Here is a 12,979-nt window from a genome sequence, read left to right on the forward strand (position 1 = left end):
ACATTGATTATTATAAATAAGCAAAAAATAATTGATTATTCCGTGAAATATTATCCTTCACAATAAACGAAAAGATTAATTTTCAAAAATTGTTCAGTATATTTACCGTAAGCCACCTATATCTCTAATACAAAAATAGGTTACCCAATTGTATAATTAAAATCAGAAATATACCTCATCTTAAAAAATTAATTTTATTGAATCGAAAGTGCAGGTCATGGGTTAATGAAGACGTTTAATGAACTAAATAGGCGAGAGCAGGAAGCATATTTAATGCTACCAATTCTTAGGGGATTGAAAAATTAGGTGGCCAGGCTAGTACAAAGGAATTAAAAAGCATTGTAGTAGCTAATGACAGTGAAGTGCCCTACAATTGTTAGATAAGAAATCTAATGATTGTAGGGCACTTCACAGAGCCTCACTGACTTTTTTATGCTTTTAGGAAAAATGCTACATTGTAATATTTAAAATTCGTAGACGCATCCGTAAAACTTAATTAAATAAATTGAACCCCACCGTCGATTTGGACTGCTTGACCGGTCATGTAGTCGGACTTGGTTGAAGCAAGGTAAGATACAAAGTTGGCAACATCTGATGGGTGCTCAACACGACCAAGAGCGATTCCGTCAATGGCGGCCTTTAGGTATTGACCCTTTTCACCGCCGTTTTCTTCCACCATCTTTTCGTCGATGAAGTCCCACATATCAGTACCAACGATACCAGGGCAATATGCATTAACGGTGATGTTAAACTTAGCTAATTCTTTAGCAGCAACTTGAGTTAAGCCACGGATAGCAAACTTAGTTGAAGAGTAGGCACCGAGTTGTTCATAACCGATATGTCCAGCAATACTTGAAGCGTTGATAATCTTACGAATTTTATCGCCATCATCTTGCTTCTTAAATTGTTCGGCAGCTGCTTGAATGCCAAAGAGAACACTGTCAACATTTGTTGCATAGATCTTATGGAAGTCTTCTGCAGATTCGTCAAGTAAGTTGCCAATTTGAGCAATCCCTGCATTATTAATGTAAGTATCAAGACGACCAAAGTTATCAACGGCTGTCTTAACAAGCATTTCGTGAGTACTCTTCTTGGAAACATCACCTGGCGCAGAAACAACCTTAAATCCCTTATCAGCTAATTCCTTAGTAGTTTTATCGGTTTCGTCTTTATGGTAGCCATTAATAACCATTGCATAGCCATCCTTACCGAGCTGTTCAGCAATTCCTTTACCAATGCCACGACTACTACCAGTAATAACAGCGACTTTTTGTTCTTCAACCATACTAAGATCTCCTTTTATGATTAGCAAAGTTATCTATCAACATGTTTATTATTGCACGAAGTAGTGGAAAATGGGTAGAAAACGCTTTAATTTTAATTCTTCCCTTGTGTTAGTTGAAAGCTTTTCACGACTCCCTTTTAGATGGTAATGCCGAGTGAGGGTGTCCGTCGCCTAAATCATCTTTACATGAATCAACCTTAAAACAAAACCCAAGCACCATTTTTCTTAACGCTTGGGTTCATTCTTAAATTAATTTTCGTTCCGTAAACTAGGAATCTCTTGATCATTATCCTTGTTTGGACTCCACCAGCCTTGTTTATTAATATAGTTGCTTGGTAAGCACATGAAGACTAACACAACGATTTCTAAAGCAGCCATCAGTCCTTCGCAAAATGCGTTATCAACGTTTCCTAAAACAACTGAAAAGAGCCAAACGGCAAATAGGAACCAACCGGAAAGGCCGACATCCCGAAGCCGACGAACAGTGATTGAAATTGCGGGAAAGATATTAGCAAACCCGAAAACTCCCATGATAACTACGATGATTAGTACCATCCCCAGTCCTTGGGTTGTCCCGTTTACCAGGGAGCCAATTGATGAAACACCGGAAGCGGCTAGTAGAAGCCATAAAATAGCATAAATAATGACGTTCATTAACACTGCCCACCAGTAATCCGCCCGGTTTGAGGTGGCCTGGTATTTAAATGCGTTTTCCCAATAATATTTGTAAGCCTTTAACATAATTACATTCCTCCTAATCCGTATCTCTACTATATCATATTAGTGGGGAATCTAATTATTATAAGAGCTTTCTCAAATCCTCATTTCACAGCATTTCACCTTCTTATAGGAAAGCACTGGAGCAGAAAAAGCTGTCACCTAGGTCAATCGATCTAAGTGACAGCTTATTTGGTATTAATGGCTAAAAACTGAGGAGCTATTTTTATTGAGCAGTATATCCGCCGTCAGTAACAAATTCAGAACCAGTACTGAATGAAGAACGGTCAGAGGCGAGGAATACACACATATTGGCGATTTCATCTGCGTCACCGAGCCGACCCATTGGGTGTAATGCTTCAAGGCTGGTCCGCATTTCTGGGTAAGCGTCAACCATTGGTGTATGAGCATAACCAGGGTGAACAGAGTTGATCCGAATTGGATAATTCTTGTCACAGCAATATAGGGCAGCGGACTTAGTAATTAGTCGAACGGCACCCTTAGCGGCGTTGTAGGAGAAGAGGTTTGGAATCCCGATTAATCCAGCGATTGAGCAGAGGTTAATGATTGATCCACCATTTTTCTTCATGTGCTTGATGGCATATTTTTGACCAAGCATAACCCCATCAAGGTCAACGGAAAGAATCTTGTGGAAGTCTTCCATCTTAACGTCTTCAGCATTATCGAACAGCAGGATTCCAGCGTTATTCAGCAAAACATTCACTGGGCCAAAAGTTTCTTCAGCTTTCTTAAATACTTCTGGCCATGAAGACTCATCGGAAACATCTTGCTTGATGAAAATGGCCTTATCACCAAATTGTTCAGCCTGCTTTTGCCCTTCAGCATCATCAACGTCAGTCATGACAACCTTGGCTCCTTCATCAATGAAGGCCTTGGTACTTGCAAGACCGAACCCCTTAGCCGCACCAGTTACAATTGCAATTTTGCCTTCTAGTTCACCCATAAAGAAACACCCTTTCTATATAAAAACCAACATTAATTTATTTGTAATCGCTTACATGTTAATGTTATCACTAAATAATAGATAAAACAAACTTAATTGATGATAAAAGGTGATTAACCTTGTGACTTTATGGTTGGAACTCCTCTGTTGGCTAAGTCTTAATGTTAAGCAACTTATTTAATTGCATATTTATTTTGATATATTTAATATAATGTATTATTATTCATTAATAACGAATGATTTTAGTGTTATATGAATATCAGTTGTATGATATGATTTTATTGTAAACGATTATATTGATGGATATTTTTTAGGAGGGGTCATCATGGAAAAGCAGAAGCAAATTGATATTCTAGCGAAGTTAATCAGTATTAAGTCAGTAAACGATAACGAGAGTGAAGTGGCTGACTATATCGAATCACTTTTTGCGCCATATCAAGATCAGGGAGTTCAGATTGATCGGGTTCAATACGCTCCGGGACGAGATAATTTGGTAGTGACAATTGGTTCTGGTGACCAGATTTTGGGCTTCTCTGGTCATGAAGATGTGGTTTCTGCTGGGGATGAATCCGATTGGCAGACGGATCCATTCCAAGCAACGATAAAAGATGGCAATTTATATGGTCGTGGAGCTTCTGATATGAAGAGTGGGTTAGCTGCTTTAATTATCAGTATGCTGGAGATGCTCGAAGATAATTCAGTTCCCGGGAAAATTAGGTTACTTTGTACGGTTGGTGAAGAAACAGGTGAGTATGGTGCGGCCCAGCTCACTAAAGAAGGTTATGCGGATGGGTTAGCTGGTCTAATCATTGCTGAACCAGGGAATGATATGACTGAGATCGGTTACACGTCAAAGGGAGTCATTGATTATATTGTTACCTCAGTAGGAAAACAGGCTCATAGTTCTCAACCGGAAAAGGGAATCAATGCAATTGATCACCTGATTGATTTTGCAACCCAGGTAAAGCCGTTAATGGCCCAGTTTGATCAGGAAAACCCAATTCTGGGTAAGCTGACCCATGTTCAATCCGTTTTCCAGGGTGGTTCACAGATTAATTCCGTTCCTGATAAGGCAATTATTAAAGGAAATATTCGAACAATCCCTGAATACCCGAATAAGGTCGTCTTTACTGCCTTAAATGATCTGGTAGAGAAGTTGAATCAAAAGGATGGCTATGATTTAAGTATTCGTTATAGTTTTCCGGAAGAAGCGATGCCGGGAGACAAGAATGCTCCATTGATTAAGCTGATGGAAAAGGTTCATGGTGAAATATTTAAGGATCGTCCTGTAAAGGCAATTGGCCAATCTGGAGCAAGTGATGGATCAGAATTTCTCCATGGAAAAGGTGACTTTGCAATTGCAGAAATTGGACCAGGAAACAATACGCAACACCAAACTGATGAATTCGTGAACGTTGAAACTTTTTATAAGTCAATCGAATTCTATAAACAAGTAGCTAAAAAATTCTTTGCAAAGTAGGTGAGCTTATGGAGAAAGAAGTACAGAAGAAGCACCGGTTTCATATGCCCTCGGCCTTTACAATTCTCTTCTTACTGATTGCTTTAATTGCTGTCTTGACCTGGATTATACCGGCTGGGGAATACAAAGTTAATAGTGCGGGAAATATGATCTCCGGGACCTATCACACGGTTGCTAGTCACCCGCAAGGAATTTGGGACATCTTTATGGCACCAGTTATTGGAATGATTGGTGATAAAGCAACTACTGGTGCGATTGATATTGCCCTTTTTATTCTGGTTATTGGTGGCTTTCTGGGTGTCGTTAATAAGACTGGAGCTTTGGACGACGGTATTCGTTCCATTGTGGAAAATTCTAAGGGACACGAAAAACGGCTGATTATTGTCTTGACAATTATCTTTGCGATCGGTGGTTCAACTTATGGAATGGGTGAAGAAACCCTCGCATTTTTCCCGCTGATCGTTCCAATCATGATGGGAGTCGGCTACGATTCACTCGTTGCTGCTGGGATTATTTTACTCGGAACTCGGGTTGGTGATTTAGCATCAACAGTTAACCCGTTCTCCACCGGAGTCGCTTCTGGTATCATTAAAATTTCTCCTGGATCAGGACTTGGTTCCCGGATCATCCTATTAATCATTGTTACCGGCTTAACGATTGCTTTCGTGTTACGTTATGCTGACAAGATCAAGAAGGATCCAACGAAGTCATTAGTTTATTCACAACGAAAAGAAGATATGAAGTTCTTTGAAGTTGATCAGCGGACGACAAAACCACAACCGTTAACTAAGGTTCAAAAACACGTCCTCTGGGTTTTTGCTTTAACGTTTATCATTATGATTGTGGGGTTGGTTCCTTGGACAAGTATTAATAAGTCCTGGACCTTCTTTGAAAGCTTTACTAAATGGCTAACCCAAATTCCGTTCTTCGGTGACTTTTTAGGTGCTGATATGACGGCATTGGGTAGTTGGTACTTTAACGAAATTACGATGCTGTTCTTATTTATGTCGGTCGTCATTATGTTTGTTGGTCACATTAAAGAAAATGAATTTATCAATTCCTTTATGAGCGGAATGAGTGATTTACTGAATGTTGCCATTATTGTTGCGGTTGCTCGGGGGATCCAGGTTGTTATGAATAACGGTAAGATTACCGGAACAATCCTTCATTGGGGTGAACTTTCTTTAGCGGGAATGCCTAAAGCTGCTTTTATTATCTTGGCCTTTGTCTTCTTTATTATTCTTTCGTTCCTTATCCCATCAAGTTCAGGCCTAGCCGCAGCAACGATGGGGATTATGGGCTCGTTGGCTCAATTTGCCCACGTTGACGGGAGTGTATTGGTTACTTCTTACCAGGCTGCTACGGGATTAATTACTGCAATTACACCGACTGCTGGAATGCTAGTTGGCGCCCTCGCTCTTTCACGGATCCCAATTACGATCTATTGGAAATGGGTCTATAAATTCATTCTGCTCCTATTCTTAGTAACTTGTGTTTACCTCGCAATCTTAACAGCACTTTAAAAGTAAAGCAGGCAAGTGATCGTCAGCCAATTCAATCCCTTGTCTGCTTTTAATTATTCAAATTGCTAAAATTCGCCTGGCTTAGCAATGTAATCATCAAGGCCATTTGGATTTCCAGACCACTTATATTTGTCATACCAGATTGAGTGCCTTTCTTCATCGAGCATTGCAATTGCTTCCATTTCATCCGCGTCTAATTCAAAATCATAGACATCGCGATTTTCTCGCATCCGTTCTTCATGAATCGATTTAGGGATAACGATGAAGCCTTGCTGAAGCTCCCAGCGAAGGATCACTTGTGCTGGTGACTTCCCATGCTCCTTAGCAATCTTATTAATCACTGGACTATTTAGTAGTTGACCATTGCCTAGCGGTGACCAAGCCTCTAATTGAATGTGATTATCCTGACAGAAAGCAACGGTATCCGGTTGGTGAATTCGTGGGTTGAACTCAATTTGGTTGACCATTGGCATGATATTAGCATGATCCATTAAATTTTGGAGGTGGTCAACGTCAAAGTTGCAAACACCAATTGCCCGCGCCTGACCATCGTTATAAATAGCCTCTAGTGCTCGCCAGCTTTCAATATATTTATTAAACACGGGCCAGTGAAGAAGGAGGAGATCAACATGGTCGGTTCCAAGCTTCTTTAATTGCTCATTAAAGGCATTCCGAAGCTTATCGAAGTCTCCTTGGTCCCCGTTGAAAATCTTGGTAGTAAGGAAAAGCTGCTTTTGCTCAATCCCTGAGTCTTTAATTCCTTGACCAACCTGTTCTTCATTTCCGTATTGTTTAGCAGTATCAATTAACCGATAGTGATTTTTGATCGCGTCAGTAACGACTTTGGCGGTTTGATTAAACGGAATTTTCCAAACTCCAAAACCAATTTGCGGCATTTCAATCCCGTTATTTAGCTTGATTAATTTTTGTTGATTTTCATTCAACACTTTCACCTTCTTAGGTTAATTTTAGCAGTAATTGTTCTGAGTGATGCAAGTGAATTATATTTAACCGGTTTATTTCCATTGATAATTCTTTTGAGTAGCCCTTTTAAGGCCAATTACTTTCTTATTGCATTTAACTTTGATCGTTTCTGGATGACTACAATCATTTGACTGAACTGATCTGGTAAGAGCGAAGGCTTGATTACTGATGCTTGTCTTGTCGCTTTTGGTCATTTTTTGAAAACCCGGCTTGACTTGAATGATAATTGTTTTGCGATCAAGATAATAAATCCTCTGAATATATTTTGCATAATCATAATTTCCTGGATCGCTGTCGGCATAACTTTGATGGTCCCCAAGGTCTTCAGCAAGCTGGTGGTTGATATTTCTTAAGGGTTGTTGCTTAGCATTTGCATTGCCAATGTTTAGGATTAGACTAAAAGATAAGATTAATAAAATAATGAACGGGTTTTTATGCATAATATACTCCTTAGTTGCTTAAAATTGATAAAGGTGCGAGGTGCTTTTAATGAAAGATGAATTAACGATTTCCAAAATAACAACTGAAGTGGTCGAGGTACCTCTGGAGCAGCCATTTATCACTCACCTTCATACGGTTAATGCAATCCACGCAATCCGGGTGAAGGTAACCTTGAAAAACGGTATGATCGGTATCGGTGCCGCAACTCCGAATGAAGTGGTTACGGGTGATAATATTGACACCCTTAAGATAATTATTGAAGAGGTGATTGCACCGCGACTAATTGGCTCTTCCTTGGCTAATATTGAACCCCTGATGAAACGACTACATACTGCTGTGGTAGCAAATGGACCAGCAAAAGCTGCGGTTGATATTGCAATTTATGATCTGTTAACTCAAATCTACCATGTCTCACTTAATCATTTGCTTGGCGGAAGTAAGCAATCAATGGCGACCGACTATACTATCAGCATCGGTAAGCCAGCTGAAATGGTGGAACAGGCAAAGAAGACGGTTCAACGTGGGTTTACTGCACTAAAGATTAAACTTGGCGATCATTCCATTGACGAGGATGTGGAGAGTGTTAAGCAAATCGCTCAAGCTGTCGGATCGGACGTTGCATTACGTCTTGATGTTAATCAAGGGTGGAGTTATAAGCAAGCCTTGCGAGCTTTCAAAATGCTGGCTGACGCAAATTTAAACCTTGATTTTATTGAGCAGCCGCTTCCAGCAAATCAGTTACGTGATTTAGCCTTGCTCCGTCAGCAATCAACCATCCCGTTAATGCTGGATGAAAGTGTATTTACACCAGCGGATGCCTTACGGGTAATTAAAGATGGAGCAGCAGATTATGTTAACATTAAGTTAATGAAGTGTGGGGGAATCTACGAAGCAACTAAGATTAACCAGTTGTGTGAAAGTGCAGGGATTCTGTGCATGGTTGGTAGTATGATTGAGGCTCCTGAAAGTATTGCCGCTGCGGCAGCCTTTGCTAACGCTCACGCTAATGTTCGCTTTATTGATCTTGACTCAGTTTATATGATTAAGAATGATCTCGATTTGGGCGACCTTAAGCGGGTTGGGATCCATTTATGGCATGCTTGATTTGAAATTTCCTAGCATTATTTTATGATGCTGGGATTTTTCATTTTCCACATTACGACTAAATTCGTTATAATTAATGTATTACTTTTTTGAGGTTAAATATGAGTAAAATATACGCAGTTAGAAAAGGACGGCACCCAGGAATTTATCTTAGCTGGCCGGAATGTCAGCAAGAAATTAATGGTTATCCGGGTGCAGTGTATAAAAGCTTTTCCAACGAGTCATTGGCTAAAGAGTGGCTTGCTGGAGATAATAAAAGACAAACAAAAGATCATGCTGGCGGGCTGAACGATCCAGACATTATTTACCTGTATACAGATGGTGGTTCACGCAATCATGGCAATAAGCCGGGACAACACGTTAAGCAGACCGATAAGGCAGCTTGGGCGCTGCTGATTAGTAAGGGCGGTCAGCAATTTACCAAGACTGGTGGCGAGTTTGGTGCGACAAACAATCGGATGGAATTGATGGCGCTCCGGAATGCTCTCCAGATTTTAGTAAAGAACCGAAAACAAGAGGACCCAATTATTGCAGTTCTTGACTCACACTATGTCCTAGACCCGATCATGAAAGGCTGGCTTAATGGCTGGGCCCGTCGTGGTTGGCAGACTAGTAGTGGTTCACCAGTGGCTAATCAAGAGTTGTGGCAAGAGGTTATTCAATTACTACCACAGTTTAAGCAGCTACATTTTCAATGGACTAAGGGACATGCAAACAACCAAGGCAATGTTATTGTTGATCACTTATTAAACCAAACAATGGATCAAATGGGGGAAGAATAATGAAAATTGGAATTGATAAGATGGCATTTGCAACTACTGACGAGTATATTGATTTACGCGAGTTAGCTCGTGAACGGGAGGATGAGCCTGATAAGTACACGATTGGAATTGGTCAAGATCGGCAGGCAGTTGTTCCACCAACTCAAGATATTGTCACTTTGGGAGCAGCAGCAGCCAAGAAGCTTTTATCCGAAGATGACAAAAAACATCTTTCCACTGTGATTGTTGCTACTGAATCAGGGATTGATAATTCTAAAGCAAGTGCCATTTATATCAAACATCTTTTGGGACTGGATGATTTTACTCGTGCAGTTGAATTAAAGGAAGCCTGTTATTCAGCAACGGCAGGGATTCAGTTTGCTAAGGGATTAGTTGCAATGAATCCTCAGTCGACAGTCTTAGTAATTGCAGCTGATATTGCTCGTTATGGGTTGAAAACACCTGGTGAGGTTACCCAAGGAGCTGGGGCAGTCGCAATGTTGATTTCTGCTGACCCTCACATCTTGGCTCTTGAGGATACTACGGTTTCATATACAAAGGATGTTATGGATTTTTGGCGGCCGCTTTACGCAACCGAAGCACATGTGGATGGCAAATACTCGACTAATGTTTACGTTGACTTTTTCCTCCAATGCTGGCAACGCTATCAACAAATGACCGGACGCCAATTAGATGATTTTGCTGCCTTAACTTTCCACTTGCCATTTACCAAGATGGGGAAGAAGGCGTTGGAAGCGCTTCTCAAGGACAATCAATCACCGGTTGCTAATAAATTGCGTGAGCAGCTGACCGCAAGTCAAAAGTACTGTCGTGAGGTAGGAAACCTCTATACTGGTTCACTTTACCTTGGAGTAATGTCACTCTTACAAAATGGTCTGGTTAATCCTGGGGACCGGATTGGTCTCTTTAGTTACGGTTCCGGAGCAGAAGGTGAATTCTACAGTGGGATTCTTCAGCCTCACTTTGAAAAATACTTGAGTGACGTTAAGGATGATCTAGCAAATCGTCATCAGGTTTCAATTGCTGAATATGAGAAGCAGTTCAATTCACAACTGGGGATGAACCCGGATGATGTTGAATTAGATTGGCAATCAGATCCAGCACCGTTTATATTAAAGGGTCAAAAGGAACACAAACGGATTTATCAGGAAAAGAAATAAAGTGTTACAATATAATTAACACAAACGGGGAGCTTGTATAACAGGCTGAGAGGAAGATGTGATCTTCGACCCATGGGACCTGATTTGGATAATGCCAACGGAGGGAATTCAGTTAAGAATTTTAAAATCGATCAGGTAGGTGCCTGGTCGATTTTTCTTTATCAAGATCAAGTTTCGCTAATCAATAAAAGGATGGTGAAACTGATGCAACATAAGACATCACTGGTAGAAAATGGAATGATTTGGTGCGGCGCGGGAATATCAATTGCAGAGATTTTGACAGGAACTTACTTAGCGCCATTGGGAATGGTTAAAGGAATAACAGCCATTATCTTAGGTCATTTAATTGGCTGTGGGTTGCTGTTCCTTGCTGGAATAATCGGTGGCCAGTTGCGGATTAGTGCGATGGAATCGGTAAAAATCAGTTTTGGCCAATTTGGTGGAATCTTTTTTGCTAGTCTAAATGTTTTACAACTGATTGGCTGGACGGGAATCATGATTTATGATGGATCGCTGGCGGCTAATGGCCTTTGGAAATTAGGCCGACCATTATGGTGCGGATTGATTGGATTCCTAATTATAGTGTGGTTAATTATCGGAATTCGTCGCTTAAAATGGCTGAACACCATCGCCTTAACTGCTTTATTACTTTTGACGATTTGGTTGTGTTATTTAATCTTTGCGGAACCACATGTAAATAATCATTTAGGGACATTATCATTTGGACAAGGATTAGAATTGGCCGTTTCGATGCCCCTATCCTGGCTTCCCTTAATTTCTGATTATACTTCGGTTGCCCAAAAACCGATCCAAGCGAGTGGAGTTAGTGCAATCACTTATGGTGTCATTAGCTGTTGGATGGCAATTGTCGGCCTTGGCGCAACACTATTAACCGGGCAGACAGATATTGCTAAAATAATGGTTAGTGCTGGCGTTGGGATTAGTGGCCTGATTATTGTTCTCCTGTCAACAGTCACTACAACGTTTATGGATGCCTATTCTGCAGGAGTCTCTGCACAAACATTAAAAGTTAAGTGGTCCTCACGTTTAACAGCGATTATTGTAACCGTTATTGGAAGTGCTGGTGCAATTATTTTGCCGATGGATAATTTTAGTAACTTCCTTTATATCATTAGCTCAGTCTTTACCCCGATGATTGCCATTCAGATTATGGATCGCTTTGTTCTTCGGCTTGACAATAAGGATCGCTGGATTAGTCGGAATCATTTTATCCTATGGCTAATTGGTTTTATCGTATACCGCTGCTTAATGTTAGTAGATCTTCCCGTAGGAAATACGTTGCCCGATATTTTAATTGTGATCTTTTTGGTGTGGATTGTCGATCACAAAAAAGGCAGGAATGAACAAAATTATTAGTTCATTCCTACCCTCAATAAAGAAACATTGCTAATTAAAGGGAAGTTTAGAAAATGTGGTCACGGTATAGACCAATAACCTTGCCAAGAATAGTAACGTTATCCAGGTAAATAGGCGGCATTGTATCATTTTCAGGTTGAAGACGGTAACGCTTGTTTTCGGGTTCCTTATAGAATCGCTTGCAAGTAGCTTCGTTGTCGCTTGTCATTGCAATTACAATTTCACCGTCTTTAGCAGTTGATTGCTTACGAACAATAACATCATCACCATCAAGAATTCCAGCTTTAATCATACTGGTGCCGTGAATCTTTAACATAAATAGTCCGGACGCATCCTTAATTGTAGGCGGTAGCGGAAAGTAATCTGTGGTATCTTCTACTGCTAAAATTGGCTGCCCCGCAGTAACAACACCGACCATTGGGATTTCTTTTTGTTCTGGTTCAATTCCCAGAAGATCGAGTCCCTGCTTAGTAATTTCAAGTGCCCGTGGCTTGGAGGGATCCTTTTGTAAGTAGCCTTCCTTGATTAGATTGTTTAGGTGAGAATGAACAGTGGAGGTTGAGGAAAGCCCAACGATTCCGCAGATTTCACGGACTGTTGGTGGGTACCCGTGATCCTTAACGTGTTTATAAATGCAACTTAATACGGCAATTTGTTTTTGACTTGCTGCTTTTGCCATTTTGACACCTCATTTGGCTAGATTATTATTAAGTCTAGAATATCATAGTAATCGTCAACTTTCAAACGTACGTTCGCGGAGAAGTTAGTACATATCTTGAAAATAGTTATTAAGTTAGCTAAGATCAAGATAAATAGTTAAATTAAGGATATCTGAAAGGTGAGGAGATAATTATGGCTGAATCTACAGACCAAGAAAAATTATTAAAGCGAATTAACGAACTCGCTCATAAAAATAAGGAAGAAGGACTAACAGAGGCCGAAACTAAGGAACGAGCAAAGCTACGGAAAGAGTACCTTAAGAACTTCCGTGAAGCAATGCGGAGTAATATCGAAATGATGCGAATCTTTGATGATAATGGTAAAGAGGTTACTCCAGAGAAGGTTCGTGAAATTCAACGGAAAAAGGGATTACGTGATGATTAACCTTGTTTAGCCCTTTTCAATTCGACTACTTTCGTGTACTATTGAACAGTAACTAAAA

The 12,979-nt window shown here is 40.3% G+C and carries 13 protein-coding genes and 1 riboswitch; of the genes, 7 read left to right on the forward strand and 6 right to left on the reverse strand.

Going from position 1 to position 12,979, the window contains the following annotated elements; genetic code table 11:
* Nucleotides 1-496: 496 nt before the first annotated feature.
* From HMPREF0549_RS03685 to HMPREF0549_RS03695, 3 genes are all read right to left on the reverse strand, one after another.
* Nucleotides 497-1,285 carry an acetoin reductase gene (locus HMPREF0549_RS03685; protein ID WP_003716905.1) on the reverse strand — a complete coding sequence of 263 codons (789 nt, stop codon included), beginning with the start codon at nt 1,283-1,285 and terminating at the stop codon, nt 497-499.
* Between the two features lie 249 nt (nt 1,286-1,534).
* Nucleotides 1,535-2,026, reverse strand: a complete 492-nt coding sequence (locus HMPREF0549_RS03690; RefSeq protein ID WP_003716906.1) for a DUF805 domain-containing protein — start codon at nt 2,024-2,026, stop codon at nt 1,535-1,537.
* 202 nt (nt 2,027-2,228) lie between these two features.
* Nucleotides 2,229-2,966 (reverse strand): glucose 1-dehydrogenase, encoded by a 738-nt coding sequence (locus HMPREF0549_RS03695; protein WP_003716907.1) that lies wholly within the window; start codon nt 2,964-2,966, stop codon nt 2,229-2,231.
* Between the two features lie 325 nt (nt 2,967-3,291).
* Between HMPREF0549_RS03695 and HMPREF0549_RS03700 the strand changes: the two genes are divergently transcribed.
* A complete protein-coding gene (locus HMPREF0549_RS03700) occupies nt 3,292-4,446 on the forward strand; it encodes an ArgE/DapE family deacylase (RefSeq protein WP_003716908.1) in 1,155 nt (384 codons plus the stop codon).
* 8 nt (nt 4,447-4,454) lie between these two features.
* Nucleotides 4,455-5,969: a YfcC family protein gene (locus HMPREF0549_RS03705; protein ID WP_003716909.1), complete on the forward strand. Its 1,515-nt coding sequence runs from the start codon at nt 4,455-4,457 to the stop codon at nt 5,967-5,969.
* A gap of 65 nt (nt 5,970-6,034) precedes the next feature.
* On the opposite strand, the gene HMPREF0549_RS03710 is transcribed toward HMPREF0549_RS03705, so the two are convergent.
* The gene (locus HMPREF0549_RS03710; protein WP_050754861.1) at nt 6,035-6,865 is read right to left on the reverse strand and encodes an aldo/keto reductase; all 831 of its coding nucleotides are present in this window, start codon (nt 6,863-6,865) and stop codon (nt 6,035-6,037) included.
* 120 nt (nt 6,866-6,985) lie between these two features.
* On the reverse strand, nt 6,986-7,393 hold the full coding sequence (locus tag HMPREF0549_RS03715; RefSeq protein WP_003716911.1) for a hypothetical protein: 408 nt from the start codon (nt 7,391-7,393) through the stop codon (nt 6,986-6,988).
* Nucleotides 7,394-7,442: 49 nt separating this feature from the next.
* On the opposite strand from HMPREF0549_RS03715, the gene HMPREF0549_RS03720 reads away from it, so the two are divergent.
* From HMPREF0549_RS03720 to cytX, 4 genes are all read left to right on the forward strand, one after another.
* Nucleotides 7,443-8,498 (forward strand): dipeptide epimerase, encoded by a 1,056-nt coding sequence (locus HMPREF0549_RS03720; RefSeq protein ID WP_003716912.1) that lies wholly within the window; start codon nt 7,443-7,445, stop codon nt 8,496-8,498.
* 101 nt (nt 8,499-8,599) lie between these two features.
* The gene (locus HMPREF0549_RS03725; RefSeq protein ID WP_003716913.1) at nt 8,600-9,280 is read left to right on the forward strand and encodes a ribonuclease H family protein; all 681 of its coding nucleotides are present in this window, start codon (nt 8,600-8,602) and stop codon (nt 9,278-9,280) included.
* Nucleotides 9,280-10,440, forward strand: coding sequence for a hydroxymethylglutaryl-CoA synthase (locus HMPREF0549_RS03730; RefSeq protein WP_003716914.1), 1,161 nt, complete (start codon nt 9,280-9,282; stop codon nt 10,438-10,440). The genes HMPREF0549_RS03725 and HMPREF0549_RS03730 overlap by 1 nt, the downstream gene beginning before the upstream one ends.
* 15 nt (nt 10,441-10,455) lie before the next feature.
* A riboswitch (TPP riboswitch) is annotated at nt 10,456-10,563 on the forward strand.
* An 81-nt stretch (nt 10,564-10,644) separates the two neighbouring features.
* Nucleotides 10,645-11,817 carry a putative hydroxymethylpyrimidine transporter CytX gene (cytX, locus tag HMPREF0549_RS03735; protein ID WP_081446186.1) on the forward strand — a complete coding sequence of 391 codons (1,173 nt, stop codon included), beginning with the start codon at nt 10,645-10,647 and terminating at the stop codon, nt 11,815-11,817.
* 46 nt (nt 11,818-11,863) lie between these two features.
* Here the strand turns inward: cytX and lexA are convergent, their stop codons facing one another.
* Nucleotides 11,864-12,496 carry a transcriptional repressor LexA gene (gene lexA / locus HMPREF0549_RS03740; protein ID WP_003716915.1) on the reverse strand — a complete coding sequence of 211 codons (633 nt, stop codon included), beginning with the start codon at nt 12,494-12,496 and terminating at the stop codon, nt 11,864-11,866.
* 173 nt (nt 12,497-12,669) lie between these two features.
* Between lexA and HMPREF0549_RS03745 the strand changes: the two genes are divergently transcribed.
* Complete coding sequence (locus HMPREF0549_RS03745) at nt 12,670-12,921, forward strand: DUF896 domain-containing protein (protein WP_003716916.1); 252 nt, start codon at nt 12,670-12,672, stop codon at nt 12,919-12,921.
* Nucleotides 12,922-12,979 lie beyond the last annotated feature (58 nt).

It is taken from the genome of Limosilactobacillus vaginalis DSM 5837 = ATCC 49540 (assembly GCF_000159435.1).
In the GTDB taxonomy this organism is placed as follows: domain Bacteria; phylum Bacillota; class Bacilli; order Lactobacillales; family Lactobacillaceae; genus Limosilactobacillus; species Limosilactobacillus vaginalis.